This is a genomic window from Saccharospirillum sp. MSK14-1, from assembly GCF_003054965.1.
Taxonomy (GTDB): Bacteria; Pseudomonadota; Gammaproteobacteria; order Pseudomonadales; family Natronospirillaceae; genus Saccharospirillum.
The window spans coordinates 639188-656017 of sequence record NZ_MIES01000033.1 but is presented as its reverse complement, the minus strand read 5'-3'; the positions used below and the strand labels follow the sequence as shown (position 1 = coordinate 656017).

Here is a 16830-nt window from a genome sequence, read left to right as displayed (position 1 = left end):
TTGTTTGTCGACCACCGTTGGAGACGACCGCTTGAACAAAGCCAAACGCACCGAGATCTTCACCCGCCTGCGTGAGGCCAACCCCTCGCCCAAAACCGAGCTGGAATACAGCTCAGCCTTCGAGTTATTGGTGGCCGTCGTGCTATCGGCACAAGCGACGGACAAGGGCGTTAATAAAGCGACCGCTAAATTGTTTCCGGTCGCCAATACACCTCAGGCCATTTATGACTTAGGCGTTGACGGGCTGAAGGCATACATCAAGACCATCGGCCTGTTTAACTCCAAGGCAGAGAATGTCCACAAGCTGTGCCGGCAACTGCTCGATCAACATAACGGCGAGGTGCCGCAAACCCGTGAAGCGCTTGAAGCATTGCCGGGCGTGGGCCGTAAAACCGCCAACGTGGTGCTGAATACCGCTTTCGGCCAGCCAACGATGGCCGTCGATACGCACATTTTCCGCGTTGCCAACCGGACTCGCATTGCACCGGGGAAAAATGTGGTGGAAGTGGAGCAGCGCCTGGTCCGACTCATTCCCAAAGAATTTATGATGGACGCACATCACTGGCTGATCCTGCACGGTCGCTACACCTGTACGGCACGCAAACCACGCTGTGGAGCCTGCCTGATCGAAGACTTATGCGAGTATCGCGACAAAACGGATTAAGCCCATCCTCACTTAACGCCAAGGTCGCTTCCCATGCATGGATTGCTGATTACCGACCCGACTTGTCACCTGCCTGCAGGCGCATTAAAGCGCTTTCCGATCGACCGCCTGACACCGTCTGACACCTTTGATGAACGTCTGTCTGAGCAGTGGTTGTATCACTGCGATGCCCTGCTTGGCATCGGTTCGACGTTATCCATCGAAAGCTGGCAAACCGTCATTGCACAACGACACGATGAATTGTCACCGCGTCGCCTCAGCGCCCATCTGCGAACACCTTTTTACGTGCGGCTGTTTCATAGCCAGCACCAATGGGCGGCGCTGGGATTGCTCGTCAAAATGGCGGCAGACCGGCTCGAAAAGGGTAACAGCCTTGATGCAATAAGGTCGGCTCTGGCATCGACCGAAGCCCGGATCCACCACCTTCTGGCGATGCCTGCGGGTTCGACCTGGTTGAACGAGACGATGCCTTTGTTCCAGCGCTGGCGACGCCGTAACGCCGCCATGGTGCACCTTCAACCCGACCGACGCCCGGTTATACAATTCACCAGGAATCCGATACTCGCTGTACTGGAACACGGTCGCAGACTGGCGCCGCCCAAGTCCTTATTTAACCTGAGTTACGCTGGCGACCTGGCATCCTTACAGACCCAAACCGCCTTTCGCCAATGGCATCAAAACATACGTCGACAAGGCAGCCAGTGCTGGTTGAGCGCTATGGATGATGCCAGCTCTGAAGAAAGTGGGCGCGGCGCACTCAGCCTTGCCTGGCTCAGCGAACCCGCTCATCACGAAACGCCTTAAGGTTTTCTTCATTGCGCAGAAAGCGGGCAAAGGCGCGACCTAATTGAATATCCGGTTCGCCATTACGGCGCCGGTTGGCGCGCAGGTACTGATAGACGGCCACAGTTCGTATCAAACCGTCATCTTCGGGCGCTTCTTCCTCTTCAAGGCCAGCTTCCTGACGCATGATGCGAATGGCCGCTTTCATGGATACAAGATCAATGGCATCCACTGGGTTATCCGGCGACCCTCGACCCGTGGCCAGCCACTCCAATGAACAGCCAGTGACATCGGCGATTTGATTGGCACGCGATAACGTCGGTTCAGATCCTTTGAGGTATTTACGAATCAGACTTTCACCGAGTTCAACCCGGCGGGCAAAGGCGCTGACTGAGCTGGCACCAATCAACTCACGCAAACGATCCGCGAAACTCATACCGAAAAATCATCATCCCGAGGCGTAAAGGCGGGCAACGGCCAGTCGGTGCCTTCAACCAAATTAATCAATTCCAACAAAATCATAGCGGTTAATCCCCAGATGTGGCGTCCCTGGTAATGATAGTGCGGAATCTGGAAATCGGTGCCGTGACGATGTACGGGTATTAGCTCCGGCTCGGTCTGCGCGAAGAAAGCCCAGGGCACCACAAACCAATCGGCAATCTCATCCGGGCTGGCTCGGCAATCGTCCAGATGCTCAACCCAGCCAACATACGGAAACACCTGCACGCCCGCTTTCGACAAACCAGTCGACAAGCTGCCAAGCACCTGAATACGCGATGGCGGTAAGTTGAGTTCTTCGTGAGTTTCGCGCAAAGCGGTTTCAGCCAAGTTCTGGTCTTCGCGTTCCCACATCCCACCCGGGAACGCCACCTCACCGGGATGGCTGTTTAGGTGCGCGGCTCGAACCGTGAGCAACACACCCACCTCTTCGGTTTCGACCAATGGCACCAGCACACCCGCTTTGGGCGTGGACAGTGTCAACTGACGTGGGCGGTGCGAGCGCAACGGCTCCATAAAGCGATTTTGATTAGGACCAGCAGGCTTCATCAGTACAGCATCTCATATTTCAACAGCCCTGGCTTGGCTTCGGACCCGGGCTTAACCTTTCTTTATCGGCAACAGATCACCGTTCTGAATCACAATTTCGCTGTTTAACGACGATAGAGATCACTCCACGGGTACCCAAATGCACGTTTCGATGCTAGCTTTATCAGCGGCTGGGAAAGGGAACACAAGGATTCCAGCCGAATTAAATGATCGCGATGCCCCGGCGTCGCCCGAACGACCCCAAGGAAGTGGGTGAGGAAGACGCTCATGGCGGAACTCCAAAAAGAACTACCCAACTTTGATACCTTGATGGACTTGGCCAATCGGGACCCCGACGGCCTGGAACACTTAAGAACCTCGTTGATCCGAGATTTCATTGATCGCGCGCCCGACAATCAACGCCAGCGACTTCAGGGCCTGCAGTTCACCATCGATATGGAACGCCGCAAAGCCAAGAACCCCGTGCAAAGCTGCATGCGGATGTCTCAGATGATGCATGAACGCGTCACCGACCTGTGCGACAGCCTGAATGATTTCTCCACACTTTCCGTGGTTACCGAACCGACCGCATTGCGCCCGACTAATGTAATCCCGCTGCGACCGCGTTCTTGGGAAGACGAAACCGACGAGTCCTGATAGGCTGGTCCTTCCAGCCATTACCGCTTTAATTCAATGAATTTTTGCAGTCACTGCGGCCAACCCTTGCGGTTCGCCATCCCCGATATGGACAACCGCCCTCGCTACCTGTGCGACCATTGCGGCAGCATCCATTACCAGAATCCACGCCTGATCACTGGCACACTGCCGGTCGCACCCGATGGCCGTATTTTGCTGTGTCGGCGCGCCATTGAACCGCGTCTGGGCTACTGGACATTGCCCGCTGGCTTTATGGAAAACGGTGAAACTGTCGTCGAAGGCGCCTTGCGAGAGACGCTGGAAGAATCGATGGTTAAAGCGCACAACCCTGTTCTGCTCTCAATGATCAGCCTGCCGGAATTCGATCAGGTCCACGTCTTCTATCGCGTCGACATGCCCGATTTTGAATTTGCGGTTACCCAGGAAAGCAGCGAAGTCGCGCTGTTCGAACTCAATGACCTGCCTTGGCAAGAAATTTCGTTTCGAACGGTCACCGCCACGCTCGAACACTATCTCAAGGTCCGCGATCAGGAAGTGCCCGCGGTACTAACCGGGGCAATTGAACCGCGCTGAGCGCAATAAATAGCCGGCATAAAAAAACCGGGTAAGTATCCTTACCCGGTCAAAGATCGCTCCCTAGCGGAGCACTGACTGTACTCAAGCTTGCTGCTGCAGACTGGCCTTCGCCAATCTGTAAAAGAAATCTCTTAAACGTTACGCGTTACCGGCGCGCTGAAGAGACCGCGGATGCCGTTCGCTACGCTGCTGCGCCAGGACGCAAACATCTGCGTCAGATATTCACTGCGCATTTCTACGGCTTTGGCCTCGTAATGAGCAACGTCGATGTTGCCCCACTCGTCCAATACAACACCGGCGTCTTCCAAAGTGCGTGTGCTGTCATTCATTGTCTTGCTATCCATGGTACTGACCCCCTTTGGGTTTTGGTCATTCGGACAGCGCAGAGAATAGGCAGGCAGCGCCCGCCAAACAAACGATGCTTTTTCACGCTATGAGTGAATATTTCTCAACCATCAACATACTGAACCTGACCGCGCATTAAGGCCGCTATGCCTTCCTGACCTAATTCAACGCCCCACCCCGACGCCGCTCGTCCGCCAAAACTCACGTCAATCCGGCTGCGCATCGGTCGGTTTATGGCGACGTTGGCGGTGTGCAATCGCATCGCCAGTGCCGAGGCTCGCTGAGGATCTGCATCCCAAACCGAGCCACCTAAGCCATATTCGCTGTGGTTAGCCCAGGCAATGGCCTGATCCAGAAACTCGTAGGCCGCCAACTGAATCACAGGCCCAAAGACTTCTTCCGGCCAAACCTGACTGGTCAAGGGGTCATCGACCACAGCCCAGGCCGGCGACACAAACTGACCATCCACCACCGGGTCAGAGCTGCGCCGCAAAGCGTCAGCGCTTAACCGGCGCCATTGCGACAACAACTGATCCCGCAAATCGGCTCGGGCCAGCGGGCCAAGTCGCGACTCAGGCAACTCGGGCGACATCGGCTGATAATCCGGCAGTGCAGCCTCAACCAATGCCAGCACCCGCTCCAAACGTGACTTAGGCACCAACCACCGTTTTGCGCACAAACAACTCTGCCCACTGTTGTTCAAACGCGAGGTCAGTGCGGCCTTAACAAAGGCCGAGACATCACCGCTGTCGGTCAACAGCCAAGCGTCATTGCCCCCTAGCTCCAGCGTCGTGGGTTTTAAACGCTCACCACAGGCGGCAGCAATGCGTCGGCCAACATCTCGGCTGCCGGTAAAATGCACCTGTCGCAGATGTGGATGATCGTAGAGCAATGGCAGTTGTTGAATGTCTGCACGCACCACCCGCAAGGCTGCGCGCGGAAAACCCGCCTCGCCCACCCACTGCTCCAGCAAGGCAGCCGACTGCCAGACATTGGGTGCCGGTTTGATGGTCACGGTGTTACCGATGGCCAGCGCCGGCAGCGCGAACCGCGCCAACTGCCATAACGGGTAATTCCACGGCATGATGCCCAAAACACCACCTAAGGCGGCCATCTTGCGTTCGACGCCAGGCAGCAGTGATGTCGGCTCAAACCGTTGAGGTGCTTGCACGCACACATACTCAATCAGCGCGCGGGTTTTATCGATTTCGGCTTCAGCCTGAGCCAGAGGCTTGCCCATTTCGTGGGTCATGCACAGTGCCAAGGTGTGACGTTGCTGCGCCAAGAGCTCACCCAGGTCTGCTAACCACGCCAAGCGTTGTGCCAAGGGCGTATTGGCCAGGTCCGGCCAGAGACTGGCTTGCTCATCCACCACCGCTTGCAACTGGGCATCCGTCCACATCGGCCATTGCCCCAGCAGTTCACCTGTGGCTGGATTAACCGAACGGAAGACAGTCATGTAATAACCTTTCATTTTGAGGCAAAAACCGCCCATAAATGAGCGGATTTCACAGATAGGTGGCAGAAATTTTGTAATTTAACCACAATATAAGCTTGGCCCGAGGTACTGACGGGGCACTTATAATCATTATAACGCGCCACTTCCGGCTTGGCAGGCCGCTGGCGCATCGGCACAACACCCGCACACCAACTATGCTGAGCTGTGCGGCGCCGACGACGCATCCAGAGGGAGCATCCATACCATGACCGTTATCCCCGAAACGCTACGCGACAACGTTCGAATGCTGGGCGAATTGCTGGGCGATACTCTGCTCGAAAACCAAGGCCCGGAATTGTTCCGTAAGGTAGAAGACATCCGCCGCCTGGGTAAAGCCGTAAACGCTTCTGAAGACGGCGACCCGCAACCTTTAATCGACGAACTGGCCCACCTGGAAGACGATGACATTCTGCCCATCGTGCGCGCCTTCAGTCAGTTCCTGAATCTTGCCAACATCGCCGACGAACAATATTTTTCCAGTGCCGAAGCGCAACAACAAATCAGTCTGGAGTCGACACTGGATGAGCTGGTCGACACCCTGGGCAAAGACGATGTTGCCGGTGCACTGAAACACCTCAACATCGAACTGGTACTGACCGCCCACCCAACGGAAGTCACCCGCCGGACCCTGATTCGAAAATACGAGCGCATTGCCGAAGCCTTGGCAGACCTCAAGCGCACCGATCTTTTGCCGCACGAACGCCATGAGCTTCAGTCGGGTCTCAAACGCACCATCGATGAAATCTGGCACACCAACGAAATCCGTGATGAGCGACCAACCGCGGTCGACGAGGCCAAATGGGGGTTCGCGGTCATCGAAAACTCTCTGTGGCAGGCCGTGCCTCAGTTTATGCGCGAGCTGGACCGCGCTGCGCGTCATCGTCTGGGCCAGGGTTTACCCGTCGATGCCTCCCCCTTCCACTTTTATTCCTGGATGGGCGGCGACCGCGACGGCAACCCGAACGTCACGCACACCGTTACCCGTGAGGTCATTCTGCTGGGTCGCTGGATGGCGGCCGATCTGTATCTGAAAGACATCCACGACTTGGCTGGCGATCTGAGCATGAGCGAAGCCTCCGACGAACTGCTGGCCCGCTCTGGTGAAGTGCGCACGCCCTATCGCGCCATTCTGCACAACCTGCGTGATCGTCTGGAACGCACGCTGGAATGGGCCGATGCCTGCGTCAACGGAGAAAACGCCACACCGCCGGAAGACGTCATCACCCGGCGCGATGATCTGCTCGAACCGCTGATGCTGTGTTATCGCTCTCTGAACGACTGCGGCATGAAGCGCATCGCCCAAGGCAGCCTGCTCGACACCATCCGCCGGGTGCATTGCTTTGGCATTAACCTGGTGCCCCTCGACATCCGCCAGGACAGCGATCGCCACGTCCAGGCGCTCGATGAAATCACTCGTTATCTGGAACTGGGTGAATACGGCGAATGGTACGAAGCCCAGCGTCAGGCTTTTCTGCTGGAACAGCTCGCCAGCAAACGTCCGCTGTTGCCGCGCAACTGGCAGCCGAGTGCCGACACACAAGAGGTGCTCGATACCGCTCGCATTCTGGCCGAAGAGCCGCCAGAAACGCTGTCGAGCTACATCATTTCCATGGCACGCCAGCCGTCCGACGTTTTGGCTGTTGCGCTGATTCTTAAAGAGAGCGGTCTGAGCTGGAACGTGCCCATTGTGCCGCTGTTCGAAACCCTGGATGACCTCGACCGCAGCTACGACGTCATGGAGCAACTCTGGTCCATGCCAGCCTATCGCCAGTACTGCGATGCGCGCCAAACGGTCATGATTGGCTATTCCGACTCCGCCAAAGACGCTGGCAAACTGACCGCTACCTGGGCGCAATACAAAGCCCAGGAAAAACTGGTTGCCTTAGCGCAGCAAAACAACATTCACCTGATGCTGTTCCACGGCCGCGGTGGCACCGTCGGCCGCGGTGGCGGTCCGGTGGAAAAAGCCATGGCCTCGCAACCACCGGGTTCCGTCCAGGGCGCCATTCGGGTGACCGAACAGGGCGAGATGATTCGTTATAAATTTGGTCTGCCGCGCGTGGCGGTGCGCAGTCTCGGTATCTACGTCGCCGCGACCTTGCGCGCCACACTCGAACCGAATGCCGCACCCAAAGACGAATGGCGTGAGCTGCTGGAGCAGATGTCACAAGCCAGTCTGACCGCCTATCGCGATACTGTGCGTCATGACGAACGTTTCGTGCCCTATTTCCGCAGCCTGACGCCGGAACAGGAATTGGGCCTGCTGGCGCTGGGCAGCCGTCCGGCTAAGCGCAAGGCCACCGGTGGTGTGGAAAGCCTGCGCGCCATTCCCTGGGTATTCGCCTGGATGCAGGTCCGACTGAACCTGCCTTCCTGGCTCGGCGCTCGCCAGGCGTTGGAATTTGGCCTGGAGCAATCGCCGGACACACTGCAGGACATGGTCGATCACTGGCCTTTCTTCAGCGCCTTCCTCGATCTGCTGGAAATGGTGCTCGGCAAAGCCGACCGCTCCATCGCGGCTTACTATGAAAAACAGTTGGTTCCGGACGAGCTGCACAGCTTGGGTGAGCAACTGCGTGATGACCTTCGGGTCAGCGAAGAACTGATGAATCGCATCAAGCGCCAGAAAGAACTGCTGGCCAGCGATCCACTGCTCGCGCAGTCCATTCAGGTACGCAACCCTTACACCGACCCGTTGAATTACCTACAGGCAGAGCTGCTCAAACGTGAGCGTAAAGCCGGTAACTTCGACGCTCAATTAGAAAGAGCGCTGAAAGTCACCATGGCTGGCATCTCAGCGGGTATGCGTAATACCGGCTAAAAGCGGCGCTTTCGACACCTATTCGACGGAAGTCGGATAGGCGAGGCGCCCTGTTCGGGTTGAGCTTATTCAAACGGGCAGGTATCTTAGCGGCTGGCAAAAAACAGGCCTCGGGCCTGGCGGTACAAAAGGACAACAGCAACCCGCGCGCCAAAGATTCCGGGCCAGCCCAGCATTGTGAGGCTGGCCAACCCCCACTTAGTTAGCCAAGGCCAGAGCCTTAACGCAGTTCCGGCCGGCCCCCCATTTGAACTTAAATCGATTTGAACATCACAGAACTGAGGAGCTTTTCGTCAATGCGCATTATTCTGCTGGGCGCACCCGGTGCCGGTAAGGGTACTCAAGCCCAATACATTACCGAGAAGTACGACATTCCACAGATTTCCACAGGCGACATGCTGCGCGCTGCTGTTAAAGCCGGCAGCCCGTTAGGCTTGAAGGTCAAAGAAGTCATGGCCTCCGGTGGTTTGGTGTCTGATGAAACCATCATCGCGCTGATCAAAGAACGCATCGCCGAACCGGATTGCGTCAATGGTTGCCTGTTTGATGGCTTCCCGCGCACCATTCCACAAGCCGAAGCGCTGAAAAACGAAGGCGTGCAGATCGATTTCGTAGTCGACATCGACGTAGACGACAGCGAAATCATCAAGCGCATCAGTGGCCGCCGTGTGCACGAAGCCTCTGGCCGCGTTTACCATGTCGACAACAACCCACCCAAAGTGGCTGGCAAAGACGACGAAACCGGCGAGCCGCTGATTCAGCGCAGCGACGACCAAGAAGAAACCGTCGCCAAACGTCTGGAGGTATACCACGCCCAGACCAAGCCGCTGGTGGGTTACTACAAAGACCTGGCCGAGAAAGAACCGGAGAATGCGCCGACCTATGTCTATATTCCGGGCGTCGGCGGTGTGGAAGACATCCGCGACAGCATTTTTAACGCCATCGACGGCTAAGTCGATCTGATGGTAAGAAGGAGGCTTCGGCCTCCTTTTTTATTGGCGCTCTTACTGTTGGAAGTCACGCCGACTGAGAATCGGCAACAGATGATGGGCGGGTTCTTCATAAGGGTGAGCCAATACCAGCGTCGCTAAGACCGCCGGAATAACGGAATCCTCACATACCATCTCAATCTTGTATTCGGCCACCTCTTCCAACTCACCAACCTGCCCCAAATGCGGCCGAGCCCCATCCAACGGCCGGAACTGCCCCTGCCCCAAAGTTGACCAGGCACACGCCTCATAATCGCCAATGCGTCCGGCACCCGCTTGTGCAAGCGCTTCAATCAAACTGTCCTTGTGCGACTCCGGCACATAAACCGCCAACAAATGCATACCGCCTCCAAGCGACTTTTCTCGTTGAATTTCAGCAGCTTAGCAAGATTTCAGTTGACACCCAAAGTCAGTCCGGTAAACTGCGCCGCGTTATGGAGAGTTGGCAGAGCTCGGTTGAATGCAGCTGACTTGAAATCAGCCGTAGGTTTGCGCCTACCGGGGGTTCGAATCCCTCACTCTCCGCCAAATTGAACAAAAAAGGGGACCCAGTCGGGTCCCCTTTTTTGTTCAACCTCGCAAAGCGAGGGACTTCGTTCGCGTTCTCCGTCGGTTCGACTGAACGCAAAGCGTTCAGGGCCGCGAAGCGCCTGGCAACGCCAGGTTGCGTGCAAGGCACGCAAGCCCATCCCGAACGAATGACCCTATTCCAATGAAGCGCCCCTACCAAGTCCCGTTTTTTATTCAACCTTGCAAAGCGAGGAACTTCGTTCGCGTCCTCCGCCAGGTGATGGCCGCCATCCATGGCAGCCACCCTTCGGGTTCGCTTTGCTCATGCAAAATTGCTCCCGGCAATTTTGTCGACTGAACGCTCCGCGTTCAGGGCCGCGAAGCGCCTGGCAACGCCAGGTTGTGCGCAAAGCACACAAGCCCATCCCGAACGGGTTTGTTCCTACCGCCACACTATCATTTGGCACCTAAAGCCTTGGTTTCCATTCGAGACATGGCAATCATAATCTCGTCACGACTGGGCAAACTGATATTGCTCATAGATTCCGACCAGCTTATTCAGCTAGCGATTCCGGATTAAATGCCTGGTTAACAATATCAGAGAGGCAGTCAGCTTTTTTCCACTCCAATGCACCATCTATTATTTCCCGCACGGTCCAGCAACCCGGTGCTGACCATGAAATTTCGATATATGGACCCTGCAATTTCCCTGATTCGATAAGAAAGCCAACTTCATCAACGGGTCCGGGTACATTCCCACCCACAGAGAGCGGAACCGAATCGGTTAATATTGTCTGTAACTTGGAGAGCAGGTCTGACGTCGATTCGAAGGCCACTTCAAACTCATGGCCTTCCTTTTTAAATTGAAGCCGACCAGCATCATCACTTCTATCATGAAAGATATGCGAGAGATGAGCCGGGGCCTCACCAATACCCTGAAAATAGCGAGGTTTCATATAACGAGCTTCTGTACCCTTTCTGAAACAACCAACACACCCAGATTGACGTTCAATCCTTGCCAATGGCCAGCCAAAAGAAGACCAAGAATTTGAGCAGGGCCAAGCCATGTTTTTGCGGGTGGCTTTTCATATCTTTACTGTTCATATTCTGACTTGTCACCTATAAATGATTCAGAATCAGACCAAGCCAAATATTCTTGATTGAGGTTGGCAAACTTCCGAAAAAGCTCACCGAGCCTATTTATAGCCGAGGGTTCCGCTTGGATACAGAATTCTACTACTTCTCGGTTTGGTAAATCCTCGTTGTTGTTAAATCGAACTTGCAGTGCTGTCTTACCTAATAAATTAGTAGTAAAAGCTCTCAACCTAAAATAATAAGCGAATTTGTCTTCGGGTTTTTCAGAACCAAGTTCATACAAGTAGACATCGCGGCTATTCTGAGGAAAACTCTCTAGCCGCTCCGCAATTTCTTTTAGTGAACCCGCATTTGCATAATATTCAAAGCGAGTTGAAACACTTCCATTGGATGCTCTCCATATAAGGTTTATGTGATAAGGCTCCTCATACGGAATTCTTTCAACTCTAATGTAATTACTCATAACGCTTCCCATGATCACAGCCACTTTATATGTCTATCATTTGTCGTACCGAATAGGTGACCAATGCAAGATAGGTCCGGGGATGAACATTACTAAGATCGCTGTGGATTAGAAAGTTTGGGGCAGGCAAAAACCGCGAAATCGATGGGTGTTTTAGATGCTTCTTCTAGCTCAACCCTGCATTCGTCTAAGGCACTAGTCACAATTTCCCTAAGACTCAGTGGTTCTCCCATTACACCGCGCTGGTATTTCTCAAAGTTGTCGTACCTTGAAAAGGAACCTACACGAAAAATTGATGACCGGCGGGTAACACTCATCTTATTCTCAGGTTCTGCTGCCATTCCATGCTGCCAGTATATTCTCACTATAGCGCTTGCTCGATCCGGTGGCAGAGGGCATTCAAACATGAATGCGAATTGCCAGACGTCACCTTCAGGGCTACCTCCGCTATAGCCATCTATTCTGGCACCGAGGTTCTCGAGGTATTCTCGATTCTCACTCAACTCTTTATCTAGCAGTGCTTGATGTTCAGTTGTCATTTTCTGTGCTTCCTAGCTACCATAAAGTGAGTCAATTTAGTGAACCTTAGCTCCCACTTTTTTCCTTCGATGTCGCGGAATCGATAGATGCGTTAGCCGCGTCTTCATTCTCAATCCTGTAATCTCGCAAAGCATTGGTAACTATTTCACCAAGACTCAGTAACTCTCCAACTACACCGCAGCCGTCATTAGAAATGATCAAAACTCCTTTGGAACATACCTTGGTAGCAAGGAAATTACCCTTTATAGTGAATCAAATACAAAAAGCCCACTCTAATAATCGTTTTTGTGGACGAGTTGAAATATGAAAATTGTCACTACCTGCATTATTTCTATGACACTTTTAAGTGCTTGTATAACTAACCGCCTCACTTATATGCACATAGCAAATTACTCTGGCTCTAGTATTGATATGAAAATCAATTATCTAAACAACGAAATATATGAATACACAGTACGGGCCACGTACTCAACATATATCGTAGACAGGCTACGTGAGGTTGAAAGAATTGAAATGTCGTCAGGTGAGAAAATTATAGAACTGAACTCCTCTGACATATCCAAAATCATATCGGAAGATCGAACCAGTGAGTACGAAGTAACTTCTGACTTTACTCTAATAAAGTCAACAAGCTGGGATTAAAGCACAATCAAAATAATAGAAGCCTACCGGGGGTTCGACTGAACGCTCCGCGTTTAGGGCCGCAAAGCCCCTAGCAAAGCCAGGTTTGTGTGCAAAGCACACAAGCCCACCCCGAACGTAATTCTCTTCGCCATCAGCTCACTCCACTTTCTATTTCTATTTCAAAAACACATCACCAAACTCACAACCACCGCCAAGGCCCACGATCTAACAGCCGCTCTTCCAACATCGCCGCTAACGCTTCAACGGCCGGCCGGGAAGGTTCATCTATCTGCTGCGCCAAATGCAGGTTTGCCTGGCAATGCGGTAATACTGGCAATCCATCGTCTGGACCCAATTCAATCATCGAGGGTGTCATCCGTTCACGATCGATCACGCTCACCGCCATGCCCGCTTCCACGGCTTGCTCCATCGCATGGATGCTGGTTGAGGTGAAGACGGCATGCCAGGGTCGCTTAGCGTGCTCCAACGCCTCGACTGCCAGTTGCCGGTAAGGACAGTCTGCGTCGTGCACGGCGAGCGGTAAACTGGATGCAGGATCAAAGCGGCTGTGGCGAGCACCCACCCAGACCGGGTTGGTTTGCCACAATGGTCGGCCACCGGTCAGGGCAACCGGTCGGTCCAGTACTACGGCAATGGAGAGTTTCGATGCCTGTATCTGCCGAGCCAGTTCGCCACTGGTAGCGGTCACCGCTTCCAATAATACATCGGGATGTCGGCTGATAAATTCGGGTAACAGTCCTTTCAATAATTCGCGGGCGTAATCTTCTGGCAAACCCAGGCGCACGCGGCCGGCCAATCCACGACCGGTAAAGCGCGCCAGGATGCCATCGTGCTGACGCAGCAATTCACGGCTTTCATGCAACAACGCCTCGCCTGTCGCGGTCAGGGTGACACCCCGCGGCCCCCGCTCCAGCAGTTGGCTGTCGAGCACACTTTCCAGCCGTTTGATCTGCATGCTGATCGCGCCCAGTGTTCGATGTCTCTGTTCCGCAGCCGCCGCCAGTGACCCCAGCTGCGCCGCGGCTTGAAAGCTGCGTAACAGTTCCAGATCCAGCGCTGCCGCTGAGACTTCAGACATATTTAACCCTAGCTATATTTTATTTCGATTTATTTAATACTCTTATAAGCACAACCTCAAGCCTCTCATTTTTTGGCTCAGAGGTTCGTCATGCCTACACCCTTTTCCAGCGCCCTGATCGCGGCTGGTTTCGTCATCTGTTGGAGTTCGGGTTTTATCGGGGGCGGGCTTGCCACTCAGTCGCCCGTTCCGGTACTGGCGCTGTTTGCCTGGCGGTTTTTGTTCGCGTCCGCCCTCGCCGCGCTGGGATGTCTGTTGTTGCGCAGTCAGCGTTCGCCCTTGAGTGCTCTGTTAAAGGAAGTCGTCGTTGGCAGTCTGACCGTGGGCGGCTATTTGCTCGGTGTCATTCTGGCGATCGATATGGGAGTCAGTGCTGGCCTCACTGCGCTGATTGCAGCGCTGCAACCGTTGCTTGCCGCTGCATTGGCAGGGCGCTGGCTGGGAGAACAGCTGTCGAAACTGGGCTGGGTTGGTATGAGCATCGCCAGTATCGGTGTTTTGCTCTGTGTCGCCAGCGATGTGCAATTGAATCCGGGCACACCGGTTTGGGCCTACAGTTTACCGCTTTTGGCCATGCTCAGTGTCACCCTGGGCAGCGTGCTGGCAAACCACTGGTCAACCGGCACCGCCTTGCTTCCCACTTTAACCGTTCAATTACTCGGTGCTGCCTTGCTGTTTACAGCAGCGGCACTCATCGCAGCGCAACCCGGCTCCACCACTGTACCGCTTGACGGCAGCAGTCTGGCTGCACTCGGTTGGTTAATCGCGTTGTCGACCTTTGGTGGCTATGGTTTTTTTGTCGCCAGCTTACGTCGTCTGGGGGTGACCCGGACATCGACGCTGGTTTATCTGACGCCGGCGGTCACCCTGCTCTGGGCTGCCTGGATGTTTGGTGAATATCCGGGAGTCTGGGGCTTGGCGGGTATTATGGTAGTCAGTGTGGGCGTTGGTATTACGCTGCTTAAGAGTATCGCTTTGCCCAGACTGGCGGCCGCCAACCATCAGGCGGGGAATTGCGTCTGAGCGGCGGAAAAAAAAAGCCCGAACCAAATGATTCGGGCAGCAATGCAACTTAATGCAAGAGAGTCAAAACGGTGCGTATCTTACGATTCCGTATCGCGCTGTAAAGACATCGATCCTTATGTCTTTGTTTTGACAAACGGCACTATTCGTAAACTTTGAAATACACCTCACTCCTGAATCCGGCCGCCATCGAGGCGACCGTCAAACAAGTCGTCGACTGTTGGTGGCAGGTAAGAGTCGTCGTAGTTGTCCATGGTTTGGATGCGAATGTCCCAGATGCCACTCATACGACGATCACGCACCGCATCACCATTGCCTTCTACAACAGTCGGACGCAGTACTACCAAGAGGTTGGTCTTCTGACGTTCGGTCGAAGTGGAGCGGAACAAGACGCCCAGAATGGGAATTCGACCCAGGATCGGCACCCGGCTTTCACGTTCAATCAAGGTATCGTCGATCAAGCCACCCAAGACGATGGTGCGACCGTTGTCGACCAACACTTCGGTCTGAACCTGGCGTTTGTCGGTCACGATATCCACCGCACCGAAGGCATTGTTACCAGAAATCGATTCCACCACCTGATCGACTTCCATGCGCACCAACCCGTCCTGCTGAACATGCGGGATGACCGTCAAGGTGGTACCCACATCCTGACGTTCAATCACAAACGGATTGTCGTCGGTACCGTTACCACCGGTTTTGAAGGGCACTGAACTGCCCACGGTAATAAAGGCTTCGCTGTTATCGAGCGTCATCACACTTGGGGTGGACAGCACATTGGTGTTTGACTGCGATTCAATCGCCTGAATGATGGCGCCGAAATTGGGCGTGTCACCGCTGGGGTCAACCAGGCCAATAAAGGCACCGTTCGGCAGCGCAGAAGCATTACTGGCAGCGGCGGCCGTCACAATATCCGACAACGGAGCTCCGGCTTCGTTGAAGTTGGTCGCGCCAAAAGGCACACCTTCACCGACCTGATCCGGATTGGTCGCCCACTGCACCCCCAAGGCATCGCTGACATCGCCACTGACTTCAACAATGGCCGCTTCAATCAATACCTGCTTCCGGCGCACATCCAGCTGGCGAATGATGCTTTCTATTTCGTTCATCACTGACGGTTCAGCGCGCACCACCAGCGCATTCAGTTGTTCGTCCGGCAGAATGCTGATCGGACTGGACGGCGGTGCTTGCCCGCCTTGGTTCTGCCCTTGTTGTACGGAACCGGCCAGGCCCGTCAACAGCTCAGCCATACGCGCAGCATCGGCGTTATTAAGGAAAATCACCTTGGAAGAGGAGTTTTCAGGTGCCTCGATATCCAGCTCGCGAATCAAGTCGATGATTTGACCACGCGCCTCAGCTTCGCCGCGCACGATGATGCGATTAGATCGTTCATCACCCACCAAGTGCACACCTCGATTCCCACTACGGCCGCCGCTCTGATCACCAGCGGTGACCGGGGTGGGTGAGATGCGTTCAAGCAGCTGGATAATGTTGCCAACCCAGGCGTATTCCAGTGCCACCACTTCGATTTCCTCACTGCCGGCCTGGTCCAGTAACTCGACGATTTCAGCGACGCGCTCAATGTTGGTCGCGCGGTCACTGATGATCAGCGCATTGGCCGTATTCACCCCGGCCAGATGACCATAGCTGGCCACCAGAGGGCGCAGAATCGGTACCAGTTCCATGGCAGACGTGTTTTGGATGGGAAAGACGCGGGTGATGAGACGCTCGCCCCGAATGTTGCTGTCGCTGTCGACCGGCAAACCAGAGGATTTCACATCGGCCTGTGCAATGATCTTAATGGCGTTGTCCGTTTCGACGGCAGAAAAACCATAGACCTCAATTGTCGCCAGAAAAATTTCGTAGATGGCATCGGCACTCAGTTCCTGATCGGAAATCACTGTCACCTGACCACGAACCCGAGGGTCTACGATAAAACTTTCGCCAGTCACACGGGCAACCATATCGATCACATCGCGAATATCGGCGTCTTGCATGTTCAGTTGATAGGTCGGCTCTTCGGCGTAGAGCGGCCGGCCCATGCCAACCAGCATCATCACTATGGCCAGCCAGCGTATCGGTAAATGGTGAACGGAAGATCCCTTTGTCATCATGCC

17 protein-coding genes and 1 tRNA gene are annotated in these 16830 nt (G+C 54.5%); 8 read left to right on the top strand and 10 right to left on the bottom strand.

Features of this window, described 5'->3' with window-relative positions:
• The first annotated feature begins 31 nt into the window (after window positions 1-31).
• Together nth and BGP77_RS12025 are read left to right on the top strand one after the other, a co-directional pair.
• Entirely contained in the window at window positions 32-664 is a 633-nt protein-coding gene (gene nth / locus BGP77_RS12030; protein ID WP_108164976.1) for an endonuclease III, read from the top strand.
• Between the two features lie 33 nt (window positions 665-697).
• Entirely contained in the window at window positions 698-1468 is a 771-nt protein-coding gene (locus tag BGP77_RS12025) for a hypothetical protein (protein WP_108164975.1), read from the top strand.
• On the opposite strand, the gene BGP77_RS12020 is transcribed toward BGP77_RS12025, so the two are convergent.
• Window positions 1437-1883 (bottom strand): helix-turn-helix transcriptional regulator, encoded by a 447-nt coding sequence (locus BGP77_RS12020; protein ID WP_108164974.1) that lies wholly within the window; start codon window positions 1881-1883, stop codon window positions 1437-1439. The genes BGP77_RS12025 and BGP77_RS12020 overlap by 32 nt on opposite strands.
• A complete protein-coding gene (locus BGP77_RS12015) occupies window positions 1880-2494 on the bottom strand; it encodes a CoA pyrophosphatase (RefSeq protein WP_108164973.1) in 615 nt (204 codons plus the stop codon). The genes BGP77_RS12020 and BGP77_RS12015 overlap by 4 nt, the downstream gene beginning before the upstream one ends.
• A 267-nt stretch (window positions 2495-2761) precedes the next feature.
• Between BGP77_RS12015 and BGP77_RS12010 the strand changes: the two genes are divergently transcribed.
• Together BGP77_RS12010 and BGP77_RS12005 are read left to right on the top strand one after the other, a co-directional pair.
• Window positions 2762-3130, top strand: a complete 369-nt coding sequence (locus BGP77_RS12010) for a DUF3135 domain-containing protein (RefSeq protein WP_108164972.1) — start codon at window positions 2762-2764, stop codon at window positions 3128-3130.
• A 36-nt stretch (window positions 3131-3166) separates the two neighbouring features.
• Window positions 3167-3703, top strand: a complete 537-nt coding sequence (locus BGP77_RS12005) for an NUDIX hydrolase (RefSeq protein ID WP_108164971.1) — start codon at window positions 3167-3169, stop codon at window positions 3701-3703.
• A gap of 134 nt (window positions 3704-3837) precedes the next feature.
• On the opposite strand, the gene BGP77_RS12000 is transcribed toward BGP77_RS12005, so the two are convergent.
• A complete protein-coding gene (locus tag BGP77_RS12000) occupies window positions 3838-4050 on the bottom strand; it encodes an RSP_7527 family protein (protein ID WP_146171240.1) in 213 nt (70 codons plus the stop codon).
• Window positions 4051-4154: 104 nt separating this feature from the next.
• Complete coding sequence (locus BGP77_RS11995) at window positions 4155-5510, bottom strand: aldehyde dehydrogenase family protein (protein WP_158269359.1); 1356 nt, start codon at window positions 5508-5510, stop codon at window positions 4155-4157.
• Between the two features lie 244 nt (window positions 5511-5754).
• Between BGP77_RS11995 and ppc the strand changes: the two genes are divergently transcribed.
• Both ppc and adk read left to right on the top strand, forming a co-directional pair.
• Complete coding sequence (gene ppc, locus BGP77_RS11990) at window positions 5755-8370, top strand: phosphoenolpyruvate carboxylase (protein ID WP_108164968.1); 2616 nt, start codon at window positions 5755-5757, stop codon at window positions 8368-8370.
• 296 nt (window positions 8371-8666) lie between these two features.
• Entirely contained in the window at window positions 8667-9323 is a 657-nt protein-coding gene (adk, locus tag BGP77_RS11985; RefSeq protein WP_108164967.1) for an adenylate kinase, read from the top strand.
• A 51-nt stretch (window positions 9324-9374) separates the two neighbouring features.
• On the opposite strand, the gene BGP77_RS11980 is transcribed toward adk, so the two are convergent.
• A complete protein-coding gene (locus tag BGP77_RS11980) occupies window positions 9375-9701 on the bottom strand; it encodes an NGG1p interacting factor NIF3 (RefSeq protein ID WP_108164966.1) in 327 nt (108 codons plus the stop codon).
• 94 nt (window positions 9702-9795) lie between these two features.
• On the opposite strand from BGP77_RS11980, the gene BGP77_RS11975 reads away from it, so the two are divergent.
• Window positions 9796-9887, top strand: a tRNA-Ser gene (locus BGP77_RS11975).
• Between the two features lie 536 nt (window positions 9888-10423).
• Here the strand turns inward: BGP77_RS11975 and BGP77_RS11970 are convergent.
• The 4 genes from BGP77_RS11970 to BGP77_RS11950 all read right to left on the bottom strand — a co-directional run bounded on the left by BGP77_RS11970 (window position 10424) and on the right by BGP77_RS11950 (window position 13690).
• Window positions 10424-10825, bottom strand: a complete 402-nt coding sequence (locus tag BGP77_RS11970) for a hypothetical protein (protein WP_108164965.1) — start codon at window positions 10823-10825, stop codon at window positions 10424-10426.
• A 137-nt stretch (window positions 10826-10962) separates the two neighbouring features.
• Complete coding sequence (locus BGP77_RS11965) at window positions 10963-11427, bottom strand: hypothetical protein (RefSeq protein ID WP_199224270.1); 465 nt, start codon at window positions 11425-11427, stop codon at window positions 10963-10965.
• 92 nt (window positions 11428-11519) lie between these two features.
• Window positions 11520-11966 (bottom strand): hypothetical protein, encoded by a 447-nt coding sequence (locus BGP77_RS11960; RefSeq protein WP_108164964.1) that lies wholly within the window; start codon window positions 11964-11966, stop codon window positions 11520-11522.
• Between the two features lie 824 nt (window positions 11967-12790).
• On the bottom strand, window positions 12791-13690 hold the full coding sequence (locus tag BGP77_RS11950) for a LysR substrate-binding domain-containing protein (RefSeq protein ID WP_108164962.1): 900 nt from the start codon (window positions 13688-13690) through the stop codon (window positions 12791-12793).
• Between the two features lie 90 nt (window positions 13691-13780).
• On the opposite strand from BGP77_RS11950, the gene BGP77_RS11945 reads away from it, so the two are divergent.
• Complete coding sequence (locus BGP77_RS11945) at window positions 13781-14713, top strand: DMT family transporter (RefSeq protein ID WP_108164961.1); 933 nt, start codon at window positions 13781-13783, stop codon at window positions 14711-14713.
• A gap of 167 nt (window positions 14714-14880) precedes the next feature.
• Here the strand turns inward: BGP77_RS11945 and gspD are convergent, their stop codons facing one another.
• Window positions 14881-16827, bottom strand: coding sequence for a type II secretion system secretin GspD (gene gspD, locus BGP77_RS11940; protein ID WP_108164960.1), 1947 nt, complete (start codon window positions 16825-16827; stop codon window positions 14881-14883).
• Window positions 16828-16830 lie beyond the last annotated feature (3 nt).

Coding starts and splice junctions, on each gene's coding strand:
- BGP77_RS12025 (WP_108164975.1), top strand. CDS start 698: ATGCATGGATTGCTGATTACCGACCCGACTTGTCACCTGCCTGCAGGC.
- BGP77_RS12020 (WP_108164974.1), bottom strand. CDS start 1,883: ATGAGTTTCGCGGATCGTTTGCGTGAGTTGATTGGTGCCAGCTCAGTC.
- BGP77_RS12015 (WP_108164973.1), bottom strand. CDS start 2,494: ATGAAGCCTGCTGGTCCTAATCAAAATCGCTTTATGGAGCCGTTGCGC.
- BGP77_RS12010 (WP_108164972.1), top strand. CDS start 2,762: ATGGCGGAACTCCAAAAAGAACTACCCAACTTTGATACCTTGATGGAC.
- BGP77_RS12005 (WP_108164971.1), top strand. CDS start 3,167: ATGAATTTTTGCAGTCACTGCGGCCAACCCTTGCGGTTCGCCATCCCC.
- BGP77_RS12000 (WP_146171240.1), bottom strand. CDS start 4,050: ATGGATAGCAAGACAATGAATGACAGCACACGCACTTTGGAAGACGCC.
- BGP77_RS11995 (WP_158269359.1), bottom strand. CDS start 5,510: ATGACTGTCTTCCGTTCGGTTAATCCAGCCACAGGTGAACTGCTGGGG.
- ppc (WP_108164968.1), top strand. CDS start 5,755: ATGACCGTTATCCCCGAAACGCTACGCGACAACGTTCGAATGCTGGGC.
- adk (WP_108164967.1), top strand. CDS start 8,667: ATGCGCATTATTCTGCTGGGCGCACCCGGTGCCGGTAAGGGTACTCAA.
- BGP77_RS11980 (WP_108164966.1), bottom strand. CDS start 9,701: ATGCATTTGTTGGCGGTTTATGTGCCGGAGTCGCACAAGGACAGTTTG.
- BGP77_RS11970 (WP_108164965.1), bottom strand. CDS start 10,825: ATGAAACCTCGCTATTTTCAGGGTATTGGTGAGGCCCCGGCTCATCTC.
- BGP77_RS11965 (WP_199224270.1), bottom strand. CDS start 11,427: ATGAGTAATTACATTAGAGTTGAAAGAATTCCGTATGAGGAGCCTTAT.
- BGP77_RS11960 (WP_108164964.1), bottom strand. CDS start 11,966: ATGACAACTGAACATCAAGCACTGCTAGATAAAGAGTTGAGTGAGAAT.
- BGP77_RS11950 (WP_108164962.1), bottom strand. CDS start 13,690: ATGTCTGAAGTCTCAGCGGCAGCGCTGGATCTGGAACTGTTACGCAGC.
- BGP77_RS11945 (WP_108164961.1), top strand. CDS start 13,781: ATGCCTACACCCTTTTCCAGCGCCCTGATCGCGGCTGGTTTCGTCATC.
- gspD (WP_108164960.1), bottom strand. CDS start 16,827: ATGATGACAAAGGGATCTTCCGTTCACCATTTACCGATACGCTGGCTG.